This window comes from Paractinoplanes rishiriensis, assembly GCF_016862375.1.
In the GTDB taxonomy this organism is placed as follows: Bacteria; Actinomycetota; Actinomycetes; order Mycobacteriales; family Micromonosporaceae; genus Actinoplanes; species Actinoplanes rishiriensis.
Genome location: NZ_BOMV01000057.1, coordinates 114,445 through 134,579 on the forward strand (window position 1 = coordinate 114,445; position 20,135 = coordinate 134,579).

Annotated in this window: 19 protein-coding genes and 1 pseudogene; 9 read left to right on the forward strand and 11 right to left on the reverse strand. The window is 71.4% G+C overall.

Annotated features, from left to right (window positions below; all coding sequences use genetic code 11):
* Positions 1 to 34: 34 nt before the first annotated feature.
* A complete protein-coding gene (locus tag Ari01nite_RS25020; protein ID WP_203784594.1) occupies positions 35 to 1,840 on the reverse strand; it encodes a glycoside hydrolase family 15 protein in 1,806 nt (601 codons plus the stop codon).
* 57 nt (positions 1,841 to 1,897) lie between these two features.
* Here Ari01nite_RS25020 and surE point away from each other — a divergent pair, with 57 nt between their 5' ends.
* Positions 1,898 to 2,725 (forward strand): 5'/3'-nucleotidase SurE, encoded by an 828-nt coding sequence (gene surE, locus Ari01nite_RS25025; RefSeq protein ID WP_203784595.1) that lies wholly within the window; start codon positions 1,898 to 1,900, stop codon positions 2,723 to 2,725.
* Between the two features lie 26 nt (positions 2,726 to 2,751).
* Positions 2,752 to 3,117 (forward strand): ATP-binding protein, encoded by a 366-nt coding sequence (locus tag Ari01nite_RS25030; RefSeq protein WP_203784596.1) that lies wholly within the window; start codon positions 2,752 to 2,754, stop codon positions 3,115 to 3,117.
* A 44-nt stretch (positions 3,118 to 3,161) separates the two neighbouring features.
* On the opposite strand, the gene Ari01nite_RS25035 is transcribed toward Ari01nite_RS25030, so the two are convergent.
* On the reverse strand, positions 3,162 to 3,455 hold the full coding sequence (locus Ari01nite_RS25035; protein WP_203784597.1) for a hypothetical protein: 294 nt from the start codon (positions 3,453 to 3,455) through the stop codon (positions 3,162 to 3,164).
* 122 nt (positions 3,456 to 3,577) lie between these two features.
* Between Ari01nite_RS25035 and Ari01nite_RS25040 the strand changes: the two genes are divergently transcribed.
* Complete coding sequence (locus Ari01nite_RS25040; protein ID WP_203784598.1) at positions 3,578 to 4,324, forward strand: phosphotransferase family protein; 747 nt, start codon at positions 3,578 to 3,580, stop codon at positions 4,322 to 4,324.
* Positions 4,325 to 4,359: 35 nt separating this feature from the next.
* Here Ari01nite_RS25040 and Ari01nite_RS25045 read toward each other — a convergent pair whose 3' ends face one another.
* Positions 4,360 to 5,667: a sensor histidine kinase gene (locus Ari01nite_RS25045; protein WP_203784599.1), complete on the reverse strand. Its 1,308-nt coding sequence runs from the start codon at positions 5,665 to 5,667 to the stop codon at positions 4,360 to 4,362.
* A gap of 366 nt (positions 5,668 to 6,033) precedes the next feature.
* On the opposite strand from Ari01nite_RS25045, the gene Ari01nite_RS25050 reads away from it, so the two are divergent.
* Entirely contained in the window at positions 6,034 to 8,115 is a 2,082-nt protein-coding gene (locus tag Ari01nite_RS25050; RefSeq protein WP_203784600.1) for a M4 family metallopeptidase, read from the forward strand.
* On the opposite strand, the gene Ari01nite_RS25055 is transcribed toward Ari01nite_RS25050, so the two are convergent.
* The gene (locus Ari01nite_RS25055; RefSeq protein WP_239163003.1) at positions 8,108 to 8,704 is read right to left on the reverse strand and encodes a VOC family protein; all 597 of its coding nucleotides are present in this window, start codon (positions 8,702 to 8,704) and stop codon (positions 8,108 to 8,110) included. The genes Ari01nite_RS25050 and Ari01nite_RS25055 overlap by 8 nt on opposite strands.
* Positions 8,705 to 8,740: 36 nt before the next feature.
* Complete coding sequence (locus Ari01nite_RS25060; RefSeq protein WP_203784601.1) at positions 8,741 to 9,103, reverse strand: PRC-barrel domain-containing protein; 363 nt, start codon at positions 9,101 to 9,103, stop codon at positions 8,741 to 8,743.
* A gap of 112 nt (positions 9,104 to 9,215) precedes the next feature.
* Here Ari01nite_RS25060 and Ari01nite_RS25065 point away from each other — a divergent pair.
* Positions 9,216 to 9,458 (forward strand): annotated as a pseudogene (locus Ari01nite_RS25065) (helix-turn-helix domain-containing protein); the annotation flags it as partial.
* Between the two features lie 105 nt (positions 9,459 to 9,563).
* On the opposite strand, the gene Ari01nite_RS25070 reads toward Ari01nite_RS25065, so the two are convergent.
* From Ari01nite_RS25070 to Ari01nite_RS25080, 3 genes are all read right to left on the reverse strand, one after another.
* A complete protein-coding gene (locus tag Ari01nite_RS25070; RefSeq protein WP_203784603.1) occupies positions 9,564 to 10,181 on the reverse strand; it encodes a ClpP family protease in 618 nt (205 codons plus the stop codon).
* A 127-nt stretch (positions 10,182 to 10,308) separates the two neighbouring features.
* Positions 10,309 to 10,935: a ClpP family protease gene (locus tag Ari01nite_RS25075; RefSeq protein ID WP_203784604.1), complete on the reverse strand. Its 627-nt coding sequence runs from the start codon at positions 10,933 to 10,935 to the stop codon at positions 10,309 to 10,311.
* A gap of 91 nt (positions 10,936 to 11,026) precedes the next feature.
* On the reverse strand, positions 11,027 to 11,689 hold the full coding sequence (locus Ari01nite_RS25080; protein WP_203784605.1) for a response regulator transcription factor: 663 nt from the start codon (positions 11,687 to 11,689) through the stop codon (positions 11,027 to 11,029).
* A 129-nt stretch (positions 11,690 to 11,818) separates the two neighbouring features.
* Here Ari01nite_RS25080 and Ari01nite_RS25085 point away from each other — a divergent pair, with 129 nt between their 5' ends.
* Together Ari01nite_RS25085 and Ari01nite_RS25090 are read left to right on the forward strand one after the other, a co-directional pair.
* Positions 11,819 to 12,697, forward strand: coding sequence for an AfsR/SARP family transcriptional regulator (locus Ari01nite_RS25085; RefSeq protein WP_203784606.1), 879 nt, complete (start codon positions 11,819 to 11,821; stop codon positions 12,695 to 12,697).
* Between the two features lie 42 nt (positions 12,698 to 12,739).
* On the forward strand, positions 12,740 to 13,486 hold the full coding sequence (locus Ari01nite_RS25090; RefSeq protein ID WP_203784607.1) for a hypothetical protein: 747 nt from the start codon (positions 12,740 to 12,742) through the stop codon (positions 13,484 to 13,486).
* Positions 13,487 to 13,505: 19 nt separating this feature from the next.
* Here Ari01nite_RS25090 and Ari01nite_RS25095 read toward each other — a convergent pair whose 3' ends face one another.
* Positions 13,506 to 14,633 (reverse strand): pentapeptide repeat-containing protein, encoded by a 1,128-nt coding sequence (locus Ari01nite_RS25095; protein WP_203784608.1) that lies wholly within the window; start codon positions 14,631 to 14,633, stop codon positions 13,506 to 13,508.
* Between the two features lie 313 nt (positions 14,634 to 14,946).
* On the opposite strand from Ari01nite_RS25095, the gene Ari01nite_RS25100 reads away from it, so the two are divergent.
* The gene (locus tag Ari01nite_RS25100; RefSeq protein ID WP_203784609.1) at positions 14,947 to 15,282 is read left to right on the forward strand and encodes a VOC family protein; all 336 of its coding nucleotides are present in this window, start codon (positions 14,947 to 14,949) and stop codon (positions 15,280 to 15,282) included.
* Positions 15,283 to 15,376: 94 nt separating this feature from the next.
* Positions 15,377 to 15,667, forward strand: a complete 291-nt coding sequence (locus Ari01nite_RS25105) for a hypothetical protein (RefSeq protein WP_203784610.1) — start codon at positions 15,377 to 15,379, stop codon at positions 15,665 to 15,667.
* A gap of 44 nt (positions 15,668 to 15,711) precedes the next feature.
* On the opposite strand, the gene Ari01nite_RS25110 is transcribed toward Ari01nite_RS25105, so the two are convergent.
* Both Ari01nite_RS25110 and Ari01nite_RS25115 read right to left on the reverse strand, forming a co-directional pair.
* Positions 15,712 to 16,017, reverse strand: a complete 306-nt coding sequence (locus tag Ari01nite_RS25110) for an STAS domain-containing protein (protein WP_203784611.1) — start codon at positions 16,015 to 16,017, stop codon at positions 15,712 to 15,714.
* The gene (locus Ari01nite_RS25115; protein ID WP_203784612.1) at positions 16,014 to 20,117 is read right to left on the reverse strand and encodes a SpoIIE family protein phosphatase; all 4,104 of its coding nucleotides are present in this window, start codon (positions 20,115 to 20,117) and stop codon (positions 16,014 to 16,016) included. Before Ari01nite_RS25115 ends, Ari01nite_RS25110 begins: the two co-directional genes overlap by 4 nt.
* Positions 20,118 to 20,135 lie beyond the last annotated feature (18 nt).

The following is a 20,135-nucleotide window of genomic DNA, read 5'->3' on the forward strand; positions in this document are numbered from 1 at the left end:
CGTTCATCCTGCCCGGCCTCGTTGTCGGGGGTAGTCATTTGAGACCCTCGCGCACCCGCGCCTCGGTCGGCGCCAGTGCGCTGGTCAGGGTGCGGGCCGTGTCGATCAGCGGTACATGGCTGAACGCCTGCGGGAAGTTGCCGACCAGTCGGCCCGCCTCGGTGTCGTACTCCTCGGAGAGCAGGCCCACGTCGTTGCGCAGGGCCAGCAGCCGCTCGAACGTCTGCCGGGCGTCGTCGTGCCGGCCCATCAGCGCGTAGTTGTCGGCCAGCCAGAACGTGCAGGCCAGGAACGCGCCCTCGCCGGGTGGCAGGCCGTCCACGTCGGTGCCGGGGTGCTGGGTGTAGCGCTGCACGAAACCGTCGGCCAGCAGGTTCTCCTCGATCGCGGCTACCGTGCCGGCCACCCGCTCGTCGGTGGCCGGCAGGAAGCCGACCAGCGGCACCATCAGCAACGCGGCGTCCAACTCCTCGGAGCCGTAGAACTGGGTGAATGTCCGGCGCTCCCGGTCGTAGCCCTTCGCCAGGATGTCCTCGCGGATCTCGTCGCGCAGCCGGCGCCACCGCTCGACCGGGCCGTCCAGGTCGAACTCCTCGACCGCCTTGACCGCACGGTCCGCGGCCACCCAGGCCATCAGCTTCGAGTGCACGAACTGCTTCGGTCCGCCACGGACCTCCCAGATGCCCTCGTCCGGATCGGTCCAGTGCTCCTCGACGTACTCCATCAATTTGATCTGGAGCCCCCAGGCCGGGTCGTCCGCCTTGAGCCCGGCCCGGCGCCCCTGGTGCAGCGCGTCCATGACCTCGCCGTAGACGTCGAGTTGGAACTGCTCGGCGGCGGCGTTGCCGATCCGGACCGGGTTGCCGTCGTAACCGGTCAGCCAGTGCGCGATGTACTCGTCGAGGCGGCGCTCACCGGCCACCCCGTACATGATCTGCAGCTCCGCGGGGTTGCCGGCGATGGCCCGCAGCAGCCACTTGCGCCAGGCGGTGGCCTCGCTCTGGAAGCCGGAGAACAGCAGCGACTGCAGGGTGATGGTGGCGTCGCGCAGCCAGCAGAACCGGTAGTCCCAGTTGCGCACGCCACCCAGCTTCTCGGGCAGGCTGGTGGTGGCGGCCGCGACGATCCCGCCGGTCGGTGCGTAGGTGAGCGCCTTGAGGGTGAGCAGCGAGCGGACCACCGCGTCGCGCCATTCGCCCTCGTACGTGCACGCCGAGATCCACCCGCGCCAGTAGCCCTCGGTCACGCCGAGTTCGTGCGCCGGGTCGAGCGGCTCGGGCCGGGTCAGGTGCGACGGCCGCCAGGTCAGCTCGAACGGCACCCGGTCGCCGGCCTCCACCACGAAGTCGGCGCGGGTCGCGAGGTTCTCGCCGTGCAGCTCGGCGGGTGTCCGCAGCCAGGCCGCGTCCGGTCCGGCCACCGCGACCAGGTCGCCCTGCTCGCGGTAGACCCACGGCACCACGTGGCCGTAGTCGAAGCGCAGCCGCAACAGCATGGTCATCTCAACCCGGCCGCGGACGCCCTCGACGATCCGCACCACCGACGGCGCGGTGTCGCCGCGCGGCGGCATGAAGTCGATCAGCCGGGCCACCCCGTCGGCGGTCTCGAACTCGGTCTCCAGCACCAGCGTCTCGTCCCGGTAGCGCCGGCGGACGGCTACCTCGGCAGCGGCCGGCGCGATCGTCCAGTGCCCGTTGGACTCGTCGCCGAGCAGCGCCGCGAAGATCGCCCCGGAGTCGAACCGCGGCACGCACAGCCAGTCGATCGACCCGTTGCGGCCCACCAGCGCCGACGTCTGCGTGTCCGCGATGATCGCGTAGTCCTCGATCGGAAGCGCCATGTCCCGGTTGGTTACCCGCAATCCCGTGGGGTGAACGCGACGGGTATGAATGTGGGCATGACCCGAATCCTGATCACCAACGACGACGGGGTGGACGCGCCGGGCATCCGGGTGCTCGCCGAAGCGGTGGCGGGGGCCGGCCACGAGGTCGTGGTGGCGGCGCCGCGCGAGGAGGCGAGCGGGATGAGCGCCGCACTCACCGCGGTCACCGTCTCCGGCCGGGTCGTGATGGAAAAACGCAACTTCAACACCATTCCCGGGTACGCCGTTAGCGCGTCGCCCGCGTACATCGCGGTGCTCGCCGGCCTGGGTGTCTTCGGCCCGCCGCCGGACGTGGTGCTGTCCGGCATCAACCTGGGCGCCAACGCGGGCAACGCGGTGCTGCACTCGGGCACGGTCGGCGCGGCGCTGACCGCGGTCAACAACGGCGTCCGGCACGCGATGGCGGTCTCGCTGGACGTGCTCAACCCGACCGTCGCCACCGTGTCCAGCGGCGGGGCGGCCATCACCGTGCCGGACGCCGCCGCCCTGCACTGGCGCACGGCTGCCGAGATGGCCGCCGATCTGCTCGGCTGGCTCGTCGAGGCGCCGCCGCGTACCGTGCTGAATTTGAATGTCCCGGACCGGGAGAAATCCGCCGTGGCCGGGTTGCGCCAGGCGTCGCTCGCGACTTTCGGCCAGGTGCAGATGGCGGTGGCCGAGAGCGGCGAGGACTTCGTGCGCACCTCGGTGGAACGCAGCGGCGAGGAGCTCGTCGAGGGCACCGACATCGCCTGGCTGGCCGACGGCTACGCCACGGTCACCCCGCTCCAGCCGCCGGTGGCCATACCCGAGGTCCGTATTCCCGCGCAACGCGGATCTGTTCCCCGGTCGAGTGGCGTGTGACGGCTTTTCCCGGGTAAGACGTCGTGATGGACTTTTTGCGGTTGCCCTTCACCTGCGCGCAGGAGAGCGCCGTGATGCGCCGCCGGGCAGCCGACCTGCTCGCCGGGCAGCCCGCCGAGCTGGTCCAGGACGTGCTCCTATTGATCACGGAACTCGTCGACAACGTCGTCCAGCACACCGACAGCGGCGGCGAGCTGCACGTGGTCCCGGCCGCCGGCACCCTGCGCGTCGAGGTGCACGACCACAGCCGCTCGTTCCCCCAGCTGCAGCGCCCTGACCTGCGCCGCGCCGGTGGCCGCGGCCTGCTGCTGGTGGCCGCCATCGCGCAGTCCTGGGGGAGCCGGCCGACCGAGACCGGCAAGATGGTGTGGGCCCAGGTCGACCTGGCCTGATCAGCGGAGTTCGGTCATCTCCACCCGTTCGGCCAGCTCGGCTCTTACCCGTCGGCCTGCAGACGCATCGTCTTTCCCAGCGGGTCGATCTCGAAGGTGAGAAGACCCTGCTTGACCGCCACCAACTCGTTGATCAGTCCGGCCGCCTGCTCCGGGGAGTCGGCCTCCAGGAAGATCAGCACGCCGGGGACGTCCCCGGTCTTCAACGCGTACTCGGTCACGATCCGGTGCCGGACGAGATTCCACGCGACCGACGAGAATCCGTTCTTCTCGAAGAATTGCACGAGCTGGTCGCGGGAAGCACCCTCGGCCATCCGGGAATTGGCCACGTATCGCACAAGTCCTCCACGGGATTTCGCTTCACCGAATTAGAGCCCGCCGGCGGTCGGCCCGGCTCATCCCGATGGGGTGATCGGGCCCGGTGGTAAATCCGGTGACGTGGGCGGGCGTCCCGGCGAGGATGGCCGTCGTGGAGGAGGTCGAGGTCCTCGTGGCCCATCGGGAGCGGGCCACCCTGCGCGTCGGTGATGTGTTCCTGAAGGTGGACTCCGATCAGCGGCGTATCGACGTCGAGGTGGCGGCGATGGCCATGGTGCCGATCCCGACCCCGGCGGTGCTGTGGCGGCGGCCGCCGGTGCTCGCGGTCGCCGCCGTCCCCGGCACGGCGCTCGGCCGCCTCGGCGAGCCGTCGCCCGCGTCGCCCGCGGCCTGGGCCGCGGCGGGTGCCGCCATCCGCAAGCTGCATGAGGCGCCGCTGCCGCCCTGGCACGCTCCCGGCCGGGACGAGTTGGCGGCGCAGCTCGACGTCGAATGCCACGCGCTGATCCGGGACGGTGTCCTGCCCGCCGACCTGGTCACGCGCAACCGCGAGGTGGCCGGGGCCGTGCTGCGGCCGTGGACGCCGGTGTTCATCCACGGCGACCTGCAGATCACCCACGTGTTCGTCGAGGGCGACGAGGTCACCGGGGTGATCGACTGGTCCGAGGCGGCCCAGGGCGATGCCCTGTTCGACCTGGCGATCCTCACGCTCGGCCACGAGGAATGCCTGGCCGACGTCGTGGCCGGCTACGGCACCGACGTCGACCTCGACGTGATCCGCGGGTGGTGGGCGCTGCGCAGCCTGCTGGCGTTCCGGTGGCTGGCCGAACACGGCTTCGACCCGTCCGCACCGGGCTGCGAGTTCGACGTGCTGAGATCCCGCATGTGAGCAGGAGCCGGGCCTCAAACTCGTCCGGCGCTGTCTCAGGGATCCTTCTGCACCGAGATCACGACCGTGGTGCCGGCGCCGGGGGACTGGTGGACTTCCAGGGTGCCGCCGGCGTCGGTTACCGCCTCGGTGAGCAGCAGCAGGCCCATGTGCTGGGAGCGGTCGACCGCGTCGGCGTCGAAGCCGGTGCCGTCGTCGGCCACGGTGAGGACCGCCTCGGTGGGTGCGACCGTCACGGTTACCGTCACCTTGCTGGCGTTGGCGTGCTTGAAGACGTTGTGCAGCAGTTCGCGGCATGCGCGGTAGAGCAGCTGGACGGTGAGCTGCGGCAGATCGGCAGTGTCGTCCACCGAGATCTCCACGGTCACGCCGGCCTCGGCCAGTGGGCCGGCCAGGCCGGCTACGCCCAGTTCCAGGCTCTCGCCGGTCAGCTGTGGGGGAGCCAGGTTGATCATTGTCTGGCGTAGCTGCTGGACGTCGGCCTGGACCAGGCCGGTGACCTTGGTGATCGACGGGGCCAGCGGGCTGTCCGTGGGCAGCCTGCGCTGGATGGACTCGAGCAGGTAGACCGCGCCGGACAGGTCCTGCACCACGCCGTCGTGCAGGTCTCGGGCGATGCGGCGGCGTTCCAGCTCGGAGGCGGCCACGGCGTGTTCCAGCAGGCGGTGTCGTTCGCCGTGGGCGCGGTCCAGGCGGCGGGCGGCGGCCAGGGCCACCGGCAGTTGCAGCAGTTGGAGGGCGACGATGGCGGCCAGCGCCAGCGGGGTCAGCTTGCGGGCGATCGCGTCGGCGTCGGCGTCCACCGGGTCGGCCGGGAAGTAGGTCTCCACCAGCAGGGGCCGGCCGGACACGTCCTGGATGGCGGCGTAGGTCTCGACCAGGCGGCCCAGCGGGGTCTCCAGGTGGTTCTCGGGGCGGCTCAGGTTGGTGATCTCGGCCTCGGCGTGGTCGCCGCCGAGCAGGTCGTGGTGTTCCGCGTCGAGGTCGAAGGTGCTGCCGATCAGGGCGTGCGCGTCGGAATAGACGATGGTGCCCTCGGGGGTCCAGACCTTCACCCGCAGGATCGAGCCGTCCAACATTCTTGGCCGTACGGCCTGGTCCAGCGCGACGACGGCGGCCGGGTCACCGCGGCGCAGGCCGGCCGTGCAGAGCGGCGCCACCACCTGGGCGGCGAACGCCCGGCCGGACCGGGCCGCGGTGCTGATCGCCTGCGCCTGCGCAACGTGGACGCTCCAGGCGGCCGCCCCGGCCGCGACTCCGACCAGGGCAAGTGCGCTCAAAGCCAAAAACCAGGCGAGCGTACGCCGGGACTCCGACCCGGCGAGCCGGCGGCGAGCTCCCATGATCGCCATTGTTCCGGTGGGTGGCCGCGGGGCGCCCGGATATCGACAGTGCGCGATATGGTGCCACGCAACAGCGACCACGGGGGAATCACTGTGCACATCAGCATGCGCATTTCAGCCTGCCTGACGGCGGCGCTGGTGGCCGCGGTTGCGGCGGCGGGGGCGGCGGCGGCGGTGGCGGCGGAGGCGGCGGAGGGTCGGCCCGCCGCGGCGGCACCCGACCCGGCACCCTCCGCCAGCGCCGGACAAAAGCCGCACCCCGGACAAGGTGCGGAGGCCGGCGTGGGACAAAAGCCGTACCCCGGGCAAGGGGCGGAGGCCGGCGTGGGACAAAAGCCGTACCCCGGGCAAGGTGCGGAGGCCGGCGTGGGACAAAAGCCGTACCCCGGGCAAGGGGCGGAGGCCGGCGCGGGACAAAAGCCGCACCCCGGGCAAGGGGCGGAGGCCGGCGCGGGACAAAAGCCCCGCGCCAACCAGGAGCCGCCGCCCCGCGCCGGCATCGAGCCGCCGTCGCGCGACCGGGCCGTCCAGGACGCCCGCGCGCTCGTCGGCCGGCACGGCCGGGCGATCCGGGCCGCGGCCGGTGAGTCGTACCAGCTCAAGGGTGTTGTTGTTGATCCTGATGGGTCTCGGCACGTGCGGTTTGACCGGACCTATCGGGGGCTGCCGGTGCTCGGCGGTGACTACGTGGTGCACGCCAACCCGGACGGCAGCTTCCGGGACACGTCGGTGGCGCAGCGCCAGACGATTGCGGTCGGCACCACGCCGGTCGTCGATGCCGAGCGGGCCAAGCGCGCCCTGCCGGGCAAAGACTCCGCCGCGCGCCTGGTGGTCGACGCGGCGCCCGGCACACCCGTGCTGGCCTGGCAGGTCACCGGGCCGGACGGGCGCACCGTCGTCGTCGACGCGGGCAGCGGTGAGGTCCGGCGCCGTTTCGACAGCGTGCACCGGGCGGACGGCACCGGGCACAGCCTCTACAGCGGCGAGGTGCCGCTCAGCACCAGCCGCACCGAGGACGGCCGGTTCACGCTGACCGACCCGGACCGGGGTGGCGCGCGCACGCTGGACGCGCTGGACAGCACCTATCCGAAGCCGGCCGGGAGCGTGCCGCTGCTGGACGACGACAACGTCTGGGGTGACGGCACCCGCGCCGACCGGGCCACGGTCGCGGCCGATGTGCACTACGGCGTGGCGCAGACCTTCGACTACTTCAAAGGCAACTTCAACCGCACCGGCGTACGCGACGACGGCAGCGCGCCGGTCGCCATGGTGCACGAGAACGAGGCCAACGCCGCCTTCTACAGCGACTGCTACTGCGTGTCCTTCGGCGACGGCGACGACACCCGCGGCCCGTTCGTCTCGCTGGACATCGTGGCGCACGAGTGGGCGCACGGGGTCACCTTCGGCACCGCGGGACTGGTGTACGACGGCGAGTCCGGCGGGCTGAACGAGGCCACCAGCGACATCTTCGGCACGCTGGTCGAGTTCGCGGCGAACAACCCGAACGACCCGCCGGACTACCTGGTGGCCGAGAAGCTCGGCACCAGCCCGCTGCGCTACATGGACGAGCCGATCCGGGACGGCCAGTCCTCCTCGTGCTGGAACTCGGCGATCGGGGTGAAGGACGTGCACTACTCGTCCGGCGTGGCCAACAAGTTCTTCTACAACCTGGCGGTCGGCAGCGGCGAGTCGCGGTGGGGCACGAGCACGCCGTGCGCGGGTGCGCCGCCGGTGACCGGCATCGGCAACGACAAGGCCGGCCAGATCTGGTACCGGGCGCTGACCGTGTACATGCTGTCGAACACGAACTACGCGGCGGCCCGGCAGGCCACCCTCACCGCGGCGGCCGACCTGTACGGCGCGGGCGGTACCGAGTACGCCGCGGTCGACGCCGCCTGGAAGGCCGTGAACGTCGACGGCTCCGACCCGGTGCCGCAGGAGCCCGCGGTGTGGCGCCCCGGCAACCAGGAGAGCGTCGTGGGCGACACGGTCCGCCTCCAGATCCGGGCCGAGGACCCGCAGGGCGACGACATCACGTTCGCCGCCACCGACCTGCCGGCCGGGCTGTCGATGGACGCGACGGGCCTGATCACCGGTTCGCCGACCACCACGGGCTGGGAGTACGTGAAGATCTCGGTGACCGACAGCGCGGGCCACGTCGGCGTCACGTACTTCTTCTGGGACATCTTCGGGCCGCCGGCGGTGACCAACCCGGGTGACCAGACGACCGGGGTGGGCGACTGGGTCTTCCTGAACATCGAGGCCACCGACGACGACTCGGACTACGAGCTCACCTATACCTTCGAGGGCATGCCGGACGGCCTCCTCGGCACCAGCACGTTCATCTACGGCTACCCGGAGAAGGCGGGCACCTGGACCACCCGGGTGACGGTCACCGACAGCGAGGGGCGGTCCACCACGATCAGCTTCGGCTGGACCGTCACTTAGGCGGCTCGGTCCCGGCCTGCTCGCTGATCATGTATTCGGCGTACCACTCGGGCCAGTTCTCGTCGCGGACGCCGGTGCGCTGCTCGTGCTCGCCGTGCGCGGCCTCGGCCCGGCGCAGCGCGCTCGCCAGGTCTTGCACCGACGCGTACGTGGCGGTGGCCGGGTCGACGCGGCCCGGCAGCCGGTCGGTGACCTCCTGCAGCAACCAGCCGTTGCCGTCCGGATCGCGGAACCCGGCGAGCGAGGCGTAGGAGGCGCCGCCGGGTGCCGGGCCGTCGCCGCGGCCGTCCGGGGTGACATGGAAGACCTCGCTCACCTCCACGCCGTGGGCGAGCAGGTCGGCGCGGGCCGCCTCGAGGTCGCTGACCACAAGGTAGATGCCCTGGGCCGAGCCGGCCGGCACCGCGTCGGTGCCCGGCGCGAAATGGATCGACGACGGGGAACCGGGCGGGGTGAACTGGATCGCCCGGCCGCCGCCGAGCGGGAAGTCGGCGTCGAGCCGCCAGCCGAGGCCGGCGTAGAACTCCTTGGCCCGGTCGAGATCCCGGACCGGAATGGTGACTACTTCGAGCTTCAGATCCACGGTCATCGCAGTCTCCTATGTGTAGGCTCGATGACCGTCGTATCAGCATCCGTAGTAGCCGTACAGGCTCTCGCAAAATTGCCCAGCCGCCATCCGGCTCGGATCGTAGAGCGGAGCGTCCGCCACCTGGGCACTGCTGCGCCCGACGCGGATCGTGTCGCCCACCACACCGTGCACGGCCTCGACCGGGATGAACGAGGGGGTGGCGCCGAAGCCGGTCACGCCGCCGTGCTCCACGCTGATCAGCCGGTAGCGCTGCTCGTCGGCGTCGACCAACAGGTCGTCGACGGTGCCGAGGGGGTGGCCGTCGCGGTCGGTGACCCGGCAGCCGAGGAGTCGGGCCGGCGGCGCGGCCCGATGCGGGGACTGGGTCAACCGGATCATCGTGCCGGGCCGCGGGGTCATCATCGAGATCTACCCATGGCCCCGAACGCCAAACGGGGCGGGCTTCTACGCTGCTGGCTGAACCGGCTGCCGGCGGCTACTGGCACGGCCACCGCGCCGGTACGGTGAGCGGATGGCGGACATCGCGCGACCTCGCCCCCTGCTCCGTACGGTGGTCGGTGAGGTGCTGCGCCGGCACCGCCAGGAGCAGGGCCGCACGCTGGCCGAGGTGGCCAAGGAGGCCTGCGTCTCGGTGCAATACCTGTCCGAGGTCGAGCGCGGCCGCAAGGAACCCAGTTCCGAGATCCTGGCCGCGGTCTGCGACTCGCTCGGCATCGAGCTGTCCGACCTGCTCGCCGAGGTGCGGGCCGACCTGGTGGGCTACCGCGCCCCGGTCCTGCGGCTGGCGACCGCCCAGCTGCAGCGGCAGGTCTCCCCGCCGCTGCACCGCTCGGGCGACGTCCTCATGATGGCCGCCTGATCAGGCGGCGCCGCTCAATCGGTAGGCGCGGCCCGGTCGCTGGGTGATCACCTGGTCGGCGAGTCCGTAGGCGACCGCGTCCGCCGCCGACAGGGTCATGCTCCGGTCGGTGTCCGCCCGGATCTTGGCGACCGGATGACCGGTGTGCTGGGCCAGGATCTGGTCCATCTCGGCGCGGACCTTGGCCACCTCCTTGGCCTCGACCGCCAGGTCGGGCAGCGTGCCCCGGGCCTGGCTGGACGGCTGGTGCAGGGTGACCTTGGCGTGCCGCAGCACCGAGCGCCGGCCCGGGGTGCCGGCCGCCAGCAGCGCCGCCGCCGCGGACGCCGCCTGCCCGACGCAGAACGTGGCGATGTCGCAGCGGACGAAGTTCATCGTGTCGTAGATCGCGGTGAGCGCGCTGAACGAGCCGCCGGGCGAGTTGATGTACATCCCGATCTCCTGCTCGCCGGCCGACTCCAGGTGGATCAGCTGGGCGATCACGACGTTCGCCACGCCGTCGTCGATCTCGGTGCCGAGGAACAGGATCCGGTCGGCCAGCAGCCGGGAGTAGATGTCGAAGGCACGTTCGCCGGTGGGCGTCTTCTCCACCACGGTGGGGATCGTGTACTGGCTCATGCTGTTCCTCCCTTGGGCATGCCCTTCTGGCCCTCGCCTGCGACGCCCCATCCAACCGCCCCACCCGCCGCCCAGAAACGGACTGAAGGCTCGTCAGGTGCGGCTGGGTGCCGCTCGGTGCAGGCGGTCATGCGCTCAGTCCCATCGGCTGGCGGGACATCGCCGGACGCACGTCGTCGACGCTGTCCAGGATGTGGTCGATGAGGCCGTACGCCCGGGCCTCGTCGGCGTTGAACCAGCGGTCCCGCCGGCTGTCCAGTTCGACCCGCTCGACCGGCTGGCCGGTGTGCTCGGCGGTGAGCCGCAGCAGTGTGCTGCCGACCCGGTCGAGCTGCTCGGCGTAGATCTCGACGTCGGCCGCGGTGCCGCCGAAGCCGGCCGAGCCCTGGTGCATCAGGATCTGGGCGTGCGGCAGGCTGAACCGCTTGCCGGGGGTGCCCGCGGTCAGCAGGAACTGGCCCATGCTGCCGGCCAGCCCGAGCGCGAGCGTGCTCACGTCGTTCGGGATCAGCCTCATGGTGTCGTAGATGGCCAGGCCGGCGCTGACCGAGCCGCCCGGTGAGTTGATGTAGAGGCTGATGCCGCTGCGCGGGTCTTCCGCCGAGAGCAGCAGCAACTGGCCGCAGAGCCGGTTGGCGATCTGGTCGTCGACCTCGGTGCCGAGGACGATGATGCGCTGGTGCAGTAGCCGGGCGGCTACCTGGTCGTCGATGGACCCCGCGGTCCACGGGGTCGTCCCGGTGGCTGTTGGCATGGCCTCTCCTCGCTCGCGGCCGGACCTGATGGAACCAACCTTCGGGCGGGTGGGCGGCCGTCGCCAAGCCGATCTGCTGTTAGCAGACGGGCTACCTGATGGCGTCGAGCAGGCCGGTCCGGATCGCCTTCATGACGGCCTCCAGCTGGCTGTGCGAGTCGAGCTTGGCGAGGATGCTCTTCACGTAGCCGCGGCAGGTGTGCAGGCTGATGCCCAGTTCGTTGGCGATGGCCCGGGCGTCCCGGCCGAGGGCCATGATCCGCAGGACGTCCCGCTCGCGGGCGGTCAGCAGTGCCACCGGCTCGGCGTGCGCGGCCCGCGGCGCGGCCGGGTTGAGCGCGCCGGACAGCAGGTGGGCCGGTATCACCATGCCGCCCCGGTGCGCGCTGCGCAGCGCCTGGAGCACGTCGCCGAGCGCGCCGCCCTTGGGCAGGAACCCGCAGGCGCCGGCCGCCACCGCCCGGGACACCAGGGATGGCTCGGCGTGCGCGGTCAACACGATCACCCGTAACTCCGGGTAGTCGGCCATCAGTTGCCCGGTCGTCTTGATCCCGTCGACGTCGGGCAGTTCCACGTCCATCAGCACGGCGTCCGGGCGCAGCCGCTCGACCAGCTCGCGCGCCTCGGAGCTGGATTGCGCGTGCCCCACGAAACTCAGCGACGGCTCGCTCTGCAGGGCGATGGCCAGCAGCTCGGCGAAGGTCTGGTGATCATCGACCACCAGTACCCGGATGGACTCCAGCTCCTCCGCCATCTGACAATTTTATCCGTTTTGCGAGCTTCTGCCCCCAAGATTGGGTAGCCGCACACCCCTCACCTCCGGCTCCCGCGCCGGGGCACCGCCAGGGCAGAGTTCACATCACCGAGAGTGATGGAGCGCATGATGATCGACATTCAGCTGTTCGGCACCGGACGGGTGCGGGGGATGGACCGGCGCAGCCTTGGCGGCGCCCAGCACTGGCGGATTCTGCAGCTGCTGGCGGTCCACCGGACCCTGAGCAAGTCCGCCCTCGCCGAGCTGCTGTGGAACGGTCACGCCCCGGACGGCTACGCGGCGACGCTGTCCGCTTACATGTCCGGCTTGCGCCACCACCTCGGTTCCGCAGTCGTGGTCGCCGACCGGGCCGGGTACCGGCTGGACGAGAAGCGGGTCGCGGTCGATCTGTGGGACTTCGACGACCTGCTCAACCGGGCCCGGGGACTGTCGGCCACGAGCGCGCTGCCGCTGCTCGAACGCGCGCTCGGCCTGGCCGGCCAGCTGCCCCTCGCCGAGGAGTCCGGCCGGCACTGGGCCGACGAGGTCCGCGAGCGCTACCGGCAGCGGGTGGTGGCCGCCGCCACCAGCGCGTCCCGGCACGCCTTGGCGGTCGGTGCCCACCAGCGCGCCCACGACCATGCGGCGCTCGCCACCGACCTCGACCCGGCGGCCGAGGACGCCTGGCGGATCCGGATGTCGGCCCTGGCCGCCGACGGGGACCGGGCGGGTGCGCTGCGCTGCTACCACGCGTGCCGGCAGATCCTGGCCGACGAGCGCGGCATCGACCCGGCGCCGGCGACGCACGCGCTGTTCCGCGCGATCCTCGGCGACGAGCCCGCGCCGGTCGACCTGTCCGAGCTGGTCAAGGCGGTACTGACCGCGGCGCGCGAACTGGCCGGCGACGTCGCCGCGGAGCGGCCGGCGGTCGTGCTGCTGGCCCATGCCGAGCAGCTGGCCCAGCAGCTGGTCGCCGCCCGGGTGCGCCCGCTGGTCGCCGCGAGCTGACCACGAAACAGACAAAGAATACAATATTGGTATACTAAGGACATGAACCGTGAAAACCTCAAGAAGCGGCTGTTCACCGCTGCCGCGCTTACCACACTGACCGCGGCGAGCCTGGCGGTGACCGCTCAGCCGGCCGGCGCGTCCTCCCACCGGCCGTGCGGGGTCGACAAGCACGGCACCACCGCCGGGGTGGAGAAGGTGGGCACCGCCACCGCCACCGTGGGCGTCGACGGGATCAAGCTGACCACGGCGAAGTCCACCAACGTGGACAAGGTGTCCTGGAAGAAGAACTTCCTGCTGCCGGTGGCGGCCAGCACGGTCACCGAGATGAACTACGAGACCGTCAAGCTCGACCAGACCGCCGGCGACAACGCCGTCGTCAACGACGCCGCGCTGCCCGCGTACCACATCTACGTCCGCACCCCGGCCGGCGAGGGCGTGCTGATCTACGAGCCGTACTGGTACCTCAGGGACATCGGCGCCGGCAACCCGCAGCGCCAGGTCCGCACCGAGTGGGACGTGCTGAACGGCCCGCTGTGGACCTCGTCCACCACGATCACCGGCCTGCCGAAGACCGGGGGCGGCCCGGCCACGCTGACCTTCGCCCAGGTGGTCGCCGCCAACCCGAAGATGACCGTCACCGGCATCGGCTTCGGCCTCGGCACCTACAACGCCGGCGTCATCGCGATCCTCGACGACCAGCGCTTCGCCACGAAGCTGTCGTGCACGGACCACCAGTGGTCCACCGGCTTCGGCAACGGCATCTGGTGGCCGGGCTGGCTGCGCTGATCATGCGCTGATCAACGTTCTACGACGCGGTCGCGGGCCACGACACTCCCCGCTGGGTCGAGACGACACCGATGGGTGGAGCCGACCAGGAGCGGGGAGTGGAGAAGTCCACGTGGCCCCCGGCGAAGTCCGCGTCGCGAAAGGCCACGGTGCCGCCGGCGAAGTCCGCGCTGTTGAAGGCAACGGTGCCACCGGAGAACCTCGCGTCGCTGAACGACACCGCGCCGCCGGAGAACTGCGCTCCGATGAAGGACACCGTGCCGCCGGACACCTCCGCGTCGCTGAACGACACCGTGCCGCCGGAAAAGTGGGCGCCGACGAAGGACACCGTGCCGCCGAGAAACCTCGCTTCGTTGAAGGCAGCCGTACCGCCGGAGAACTTCGCGCCGCTGAACGACACCTCGCCGTCGGTGATTACCGCGCCGCGCAGGTTGAGGAAGGTGCCTTCGCGCAGATCGATCCTGGAGAGATCGCCACCGTCGAGAGTCGCGCCCCGGAGGTCGAACCGGTAGCCGTGCCAGCGCGGGCGACGGGAGGTATCGATCAACTCCGGTGTCAGGTGGGCGCGGATCAGGATGACGATCGTGTGCCGGACCTGCTGTTCGTCGCGGGCCGCACTGTCGTATGGTGCCCGGAGATAGGCGCAAAGCACGTCGATGCAGGTCTGGCGGCCCTCCTCCCAGTCGTCGGCCAGCCCGGCCATCGCGTAGGTGCCGGTGAGCCGGATGGCGGATTTGTCCGCCCCGAGCTGCTCGGCGGCCTTGCCGAACCGTTCGTTGAACAACTTGGTGTTCTCGCGGTGCTCGGCGGCCTCGCTGTGGTCCTGTCTGCGATAGGCCACGGTGAGCGCGACGACGCCTCCGATGCCCGCGACGATCGCCAGAACGATCTTCAGTGCATCGAAGGTGTTTGCGATGCTCCACGCCGCCGTTCCGGCTCCGGAAGTGGTCGCGGAACTCAGGTCGGGCCGGCCCACCGCGACCCACATGCCGAGCCCGGCAACGACCGCCACCAGGAACGCCAACGCCAGCAGGGCGGCCACATGGACGAAGAGCGGGACCCGCTCGGCGACCGGACGGCGGCGGTCGTCGCCACCCCGGCGCCAGCGTGCCGCACTCCGCCCGGCGATGACGGCGAGCCCGGCCACCGCGATCAACGCGGGCAGCCATCGCCAGCCGAGATGCGGGACCGCTGCCCGGGCCCGTAACCACCAGTCCGGCGGCACCAGGGCGAGGAGCGCGAGCCCGACCACAACCACCGGCACGGACCGGCGATTCGTGAAGGAACGCCATCGCGATGTGGCCACGCCACCATTTCAGCCGGTCTGGTCAAGGCCTGCCCGATAGAGACGCTCTCGACGCCACCGCTCATCTTGGTCCGGCCGTTACGACCCGACTTTGGCCTGCTCGCCAGGGGGTCGGGAGCGGCCGGGTACGGTACGGAAAACGGAGGAGGCAGGCATGGCGGTCGGCATCTTCGCCGGCATTCCGGTGCGCGACTACGGCAGCGCCCTGGAGTGGTACAAGCGGCTGTTCGGCGCGGAGCCGGCGTTCTATCCGAACGACATCGAAGCGGTCTGGCAGCTCGCCGAGGACCGGTACGTGTACATCATCCAGGACCCGGTCCGGGCCGGCGGCGCGGTCGGCATGGTCTGGGTCGACGACCCGGCCGCCGAGGTGGCGCGGATCGCCGGGCAGGGCCTGGAGCCGGTGGACATCGAGAAGCACGGCTCGGTCTGGAAGTACGTCTTCCACGACGCCGACGGCAACGAGACCGGCATCGGCGGTCCGGTCTAGACCGTCGCGGTCGGCAGCGATGAACAATTCGGTGCAGCTCCGATGAAGCACCGGCGGCACCCTTCTTCGCAACGTCAACTCGAAGGAGTCACCGATGCGAAGCACCCTCGCCCGTGCCCTGGCCACGGCGTCGTTTGCCGTTGCTCTGACCGTCGGCGGCCTGGCCGGTACGGCGCAGGCCGCCACCCCCAAGCCTCATCAAGCCACCGAGACGAACGTTCTGACGGCCGCCGCGATCACCGGCGTCTGCAGCATCTACCTCTACGGCCGCTACTTCGACGGCGCTTCCTTCGTCACCGAGGGCCTGTGCCGGGCCTTCGCCAACCTCTACGCGAACCAGTACCCGCCGGGCGCCGTCACCTACACGTGGTACCCGCAGGCGTAGCCGCTCGTGAGCAGACCCGCCGCCGGGCGGCGCCGGGCGGTGGGTCAGTGGCTCTCCTGGAGGGTGGTGAGGTCGTCCAGGCCGGCGATCGTCAGCACCGGGGCCAGCAGCGGGCCGGCCACCAGCCGCAGGTGGTCGACGTGCGGGAACAGGGCGGCCAGGCCGGCGCTGTCCAGATATTCCACCCGGGTGAGGTCGACCACCAGGGTCTCCTCCGGCGCGTCCGAGCGGGCGGCGGTCAGCGCCTCGGCGAACGACGCGGCGTTGCTCATGTCGACCTCGCCGGCGGCGGTGAGGACCAGGGTGCCGTCCGGGCGGCGGGCCGTGTGGCACGTCAGTGCGGTGCTCATCGGGGAATCCAAGCCTTCAGGCCGACGATGGTGCCGGCGGTGCCGGTCGTGACGGTTACCTCGGTCATCAACGCCCGCATCAGGGTGAAACCGCGGCCGCGGTGCGGGTTCTCGGCCGGTTGTGGAGTCTTCCACAGACCGCTGTCGGTCACGGTCAGCTGGAGGTTCTCGGCGGTGGCGGCGGCGCGCAACCGGATCCGGCCGCCACGGGGCAGGTGGCGGTGGCCGTGCTCGATCGCGTTGGCGCACGCCTCGCCGGCCGCGACCAGGACGTTCTGCGTGGTGGTGGGGTCGATGCCGCACCGGGCCAGCCAGCCGCGCAGTGCCGACCGGACCGGGGCGAGCCGGGTGGCCTCGGCCGGAAACTCCAGTTCCAGCGGGGCGGGGTGGCGGTAGAGCAGCAGCGCCACGTCGTCGTCGTAGCCGGCGTCGGGAGCCATCCGGTCCATGATGTCGGCGGCCAGGTCCTCCAGGGCGGCGCCGCGGCCGCGCCGGACCGTGTCGGTGACCCGGTCGATGCCGGTGGTGAGCGGCTGGCGGCGGCGTTCGACCAGCCCGTCGGTGTAGAGCAGTAGGGTGGCGCGGGTCGGCACCGTGTAGTGGGCGCCGGGCCGGCCGGCCGGCGAGCGCACCCCGAGCGGGCGGGACCGGCCCTGGTCGAGCAGGTCGGCGGTGCCGTCGGCGTGGCTGACCACGGCCGGGGGATGGCCGGCGCTGGCGTACGTCAGTTCGCCGGTCGCCGGGTCGAGCACGCCGCAGAACACGGTGGCGCACATCGCACCGGGCAGCTGGGCGGCGAACCGGTCGAGCGCGGTCAGGGTCTGCGCCGGGTCGGCGTTCTGCAGCAGCAGCGCCCGGCAGGCACTGCGCAGCTGGCCCATCACGGTGGCCGCATCGAGGCCGTGCCCGACGCAGTCGCCGACCACGATGCCGATCCGGCTGTCGGCCAGCGTGACCGTGTCGTACCAGTCGCCGCCGACCTTCAGCGGCCGGGTCGCGGGCGCGTAGCGCACCGCAAATCCCGCCGGGAGCTGGGCCGGGCCGAGGATGGCCCGCTGCAGGGCGAGCGCCGTCTCGCGCTGCTGGTCGATCTGGTGCATCCGGTGCAGACCCTGGCCCAGGTGCCCGGCCAGCAGGGCGAGCAGTGTCTGGTTCTGCTCGGTGAACGGGCGGTTGCCGCCCAGCTCGAGCCACAGCACCAGGGTGCCGTCGGGGTGTTCGAGGGCGATCCCGGCGCCGCCGGCCGGCTCGATCACCGGGGTGAGCAGCGGCCCGTCGCGCAGCGCGGTGAGCCGGTCCCGCAGGCCGTCCCAGGGCTGATGCGGCGCCGTGGTGGTCACCTTGGGGCTGCCGGACTCGTCGAACACGACGGCGTACACCTGGGCCGCCTGCCAAAGATCTTTCAAAGCATCCAGTACGCCGTCCATCGCGCCGGTCAGGCTGTCCGCCTGGGACAGCTGCACGCTGATCGCCGCCAGCGCGGTCTCCCGCTGCACCGCGTAGTGCTCGGCGGTGACGTCGCGGAACGTGCCGACGATGACCCGCCGCCCGGTGTCCGGGTCCTCGACCTGGCTGAACGCGGCGGCAGCCCAGATCCGGCGCCCGTCGCGGTGCCGCACCGGAATCGTGTAGCTGCCGCTGGACTGCTCGATCAGCTGCGCGAACGCCACCTCGACCTGCCGGTAGCCCGCGGGGTCGGTGTCCCGGTCCGGCCACCAGGGATGCACCGGCGCGTACGGCAGGCCTTCCGGGCCGAAGCCGAGGATGTCGGTGAACGTGGAGTTGATCTCGATGATCGCGCCGTCCTCGTCACAGACGAAGAACGCCTCCTGCAGCGAATCCACCAAGGCCGTACGCCATCGGGCGTGATGGTTGCGCAGGCGGGCCAGCTCGACGTTGGCCCGTACCCGGGCCAGCAGCTCGGCGGACGAGAACGGCTTGACCAGATAGTCGTCGGCACCGGCCTCCAGGCCCTCGATGGAGGCCTCCTGCCCGGCCCGCGCCGACAACAGCAGGACCGGCGTGCTCGCCGTCCGCGGGTCCGCCCGCAGCGCGCCGACCAGTTGCAGGCCGTCCAGGCGCGGCATCATCACGTCGCTGATGATCAGGTCGGGGTCCTGTACCCGGGCCGCCTCCAGCGCGGCCTGCCCGTCGCCGACCGCCGCCACCCGGTGGCCGGCCGAGCGCAGCAGCCGCACCAGGTAGTCGCGCATGTCCGCGTTGTCGTCGGCGACCAGCAGCCGGCCCGGCCGGCTCGTCGCCGGTGCGTCGCCGGTGACGAGCCGCGGCTCCGGTTCGGCGCCGGCGTCCGACGGCAGCCAGCGCAGCGCCTCCTGAACGTAGGGCGCCGCGGTGTCGGTCACCGCGAAGGTGCTGCCGGCCGAGGCGAGGGCGTCCGCCGGCAGGTGCTCGGCGCCGAACGGCAGCCGGATGCGGAACGCGGTGCCCGCCCCGACCGTGCTGTCCGCGGTGATGTCGCCGCCGTGCAGCTCGACCAGTTCCTTGACCAGGGCCAGGCCGATGCCGCTGCCCTCGTTGGAGCGCGACTTCGCGTTCTCGATCCGGTGGAACCGCTCGAACAGGCGGGACATCTCGTCCGCGGGGACGCCGATACCGGTGTCGGCGACGGTCACGGCGGCGCGCCCGTGCTCAGTGCGTACGGCGACCCGGATCTTGCCTTTGAAGGTGAATTTGAGGGCGTTGCTCAGCAGGTTGAGCACGACCTTCTCCCACATGCCGCGGTCCAGGTACACCGGCTGGTCCAGCGGCGGGCAGTCCACCTCGAAGGCCAGGCCGGCCCGCTCCACGGCGGAGCGGAACACGCTGGCCAGCTCGGCGGTGGTGGCGGACAGGTCGAGCGGCTCGTAGCGGGCCTGCATCCGGCCGGCCTCGATGCGCGAGAAGTCGAGCAGCGTGTTGACCAGCTTGCCGAGCCGCAGCCCGTTGCGGTGGATGACGTCGAGCTCGGCGCGGACGGCCGGATCGGCGGTGCCCCACCGGGTCCGCAGCTCCTCGACCGGCCCCATGATCAGGGTGAGCGGGGTGCGGAACTCGTGGCTGATGTTGGAGAAGAACGCGGTCTTCGCCCGGTCCAGCTCGGCCAGTTCCTCGGCCCGCCGCTGCTGTGCCTCGTAGCTGCGGGCGCTGCCGATGCCGGCCGCGACGTGCCCGGCAGCCAGTTCGACGAACCCCTGATAGCCGTCGTCCAGCTGCCGGAAGCGATTAAGAGCGGCAACCATGAAGCCGTACGGGGCGCCGCCCTGCTGGAGCAGTGGCACCAGCAGGGCCTGCACCGGCGGCTCGGACCAGTCGCCGCGGGGCAGCCCGGCGAACGCCTCGCCGTCGAGCGCCACCAGCAGCGACTCGCCGCCGCCCGCGGCCGTGGCGGGCCACACCCCGGAGCCGGCCAGCGACGCGGGCGCCGCCGGGTGCCCGGCGGCGATGCCGGTCGAGCCGGCCAGGTGGGCGCCGTCCTCGTCGTCGAACAGGTAGGTCAGCGTGAAGGGCAGGTCGCGCAGGTTGCGGCCGAGCTGGGTGCCGGCGAACGCGAGCATCTGCTGCTCGGTGCGGATCGCGCTGAGGTCCGAGCCGAGGTCGCGCAGCGTCGCCATCCGCCGCTCGCCGATCACCCGGGTGGTCTCCTCGCTGACCACGCAGAGCATGCCGACCAGCGCGCCGTCGTCGTCGCGCAGGGGGCTGTAGGAGAACGTGTGATAGCTCTCCTCGGTGTAGCCGGAGCGCTCCAGGAACAGCAGCAGCGCCTCGTCCCAGGTGGCCTCGCCGGTGGTGAGGACCGCCTCGATGCGCGGGCCGATGTCGCTCCAGATCTCGGCCCACACCTCGCTGGCCGGGCTGCCCAGCGCCCACGGGTATTTGCGGCCCAGGGTGTCGCGCCGGTAGGCGGCGTTGCAGAAGAACGTGAGCTGCGGCCCCCACGCCATCCACATCGAGAATCGGGAGGACAGCAAAATACTGACCGCGGTACGCAGGCTCTGCGGCCACCCCGACGGCGACCCGAGCGGTGTCGCCTCCCACGAGACGGCAGCCAGATCACGGCCGACATCGCCACCGCCGGCGAACACCTCGGCGTCCTCGCTCATGTGCCCGGAACTCCCCTT

What these genes read in the sequence shown, in the direction of transcription:
- Ari01nite_RS25115 (WP_203784612.1), bottom strand. Translation starts at nt 20,117, where the DNA reads ATGAGCGAGGACGCCGAGGTGTTCGCCGGCGGTGGCGATGTCGGCCGT.
- Ari01nite_RS25075 (WP_203784604.1), bottom strand. Translation starts at nt 10,935, where the DNA reads ATGCCAACAGCCACCGGGACGACCCCGTGGACCGCGGGGTCCATCGAC.
- Ari01nite_RS25080 (WP_203784605.1), bottom strand. Translation starts at nt 11,689, where the DNA reads ATGGCGGAGGAGCTGGAGTCCATCCGGGTACTGGTGGTCGATGATCAC.
- Ari01nite_RS25105 (WP_203784610.1), top strand. Translation starts at nt 15,377, where the DNA reads ATGCGAAGCACCCTCGCCCGTGCCCTGGCCACGGCGTCGTTTGCCGTT.
- Ari01nite_RS25085 (WP_203784606.1), top strand. Translation starts at nt 11,819, where the DNA reads ATGATCGACATTCAGCTGTTCGGCACCGGACGGGTGCGGGGGATGGAC.
- Ari01nite_RS25070 (WP_203784603.1), bottom strand. Translation starts at nt 10,181, where the DNA reads ATGAGCCAGTACACGATCCCCACCGTGGTGGAGAAGACGCCCACCGGC.
- Ari01nite_RS25110 (WP_203784611.1), bottom strand. Translation starts at nt 16,017, where the DNA reads ATGAGCACCGCACTGACGTGCCACACGGCCCGCCGCCCGGACGGCACC.
- Ari01nite_RS25090 (WP_203784607.1), top strand. Translation starts at nt 12,740, where the DNA reads ATGAACCGTGAAAACCTCAAGAAGCGGCTGTTCACCGCTGCCGCGCTT.
- Ari01nite_RS25045 (WP_203784599.1), bottom strand. Translation starts at nt 5,667, where the DNA reads ATGGGAGCTCGCCGCCGGCTCGCCGGGTCGGAGTCCCGGCGTACGCTC.
- surE (WP_203784595.1), top strand. Translation starts at nt 1,898, where the DNA reads ATGACCCGAATCCTGATCACCAACGACGACGGGGTGGACGCGCCGGGC.
- Ari01nite_RS25055 (WP_239163003.1), bottom strand. Translation starts at nt 8,704, where the DNA reads ATGACCGTGGATCTGAAGCTCGAAGTAGTCACCATTCCGGTCCGGGAT.
- Ari01nite_RS25020 (WP_203784594.1), bottom strand. Translation starts at nt 1,840, where the DNA reads ATGGCGCTTCCGATCGAGGACTACGCGATCATCGCGGACACGCAGACG.
- Ari01nite_RS25040 (WP_203784598.1), top strand. Translation starts at nt 3,578, where the DNA reads ATGGCCGTCGTGGAGGAGGTCGAGGTCCTCGTGGCCCATCGGGAGCGG.
- Ari01nite_RS25030 (WP_203784596.1), top strand. Translation starts at nt 2,752, where the DNA reads ATGGACTTTTTGCGGTTGCCCTTCACCTGCGCGCAGGAGAGCGCCGTG.
- Ari01nite_RS25060 (WP_203784601.1), bottom strand. Translation starts at nt 9,103, where the DNA reads ATGACCCCGCGGCCCGGCACGATGATCCGGTTGACCCAGTCCCCGCAT.
- Ari01nite_RS25100 (WP_203784609.1), top strand. Translation starts at nt 14,947, where the DNA reads ATGGCGGTCGGCATCTTCGCCGGCATTCCGGTGCGCGACTACGGCAGC.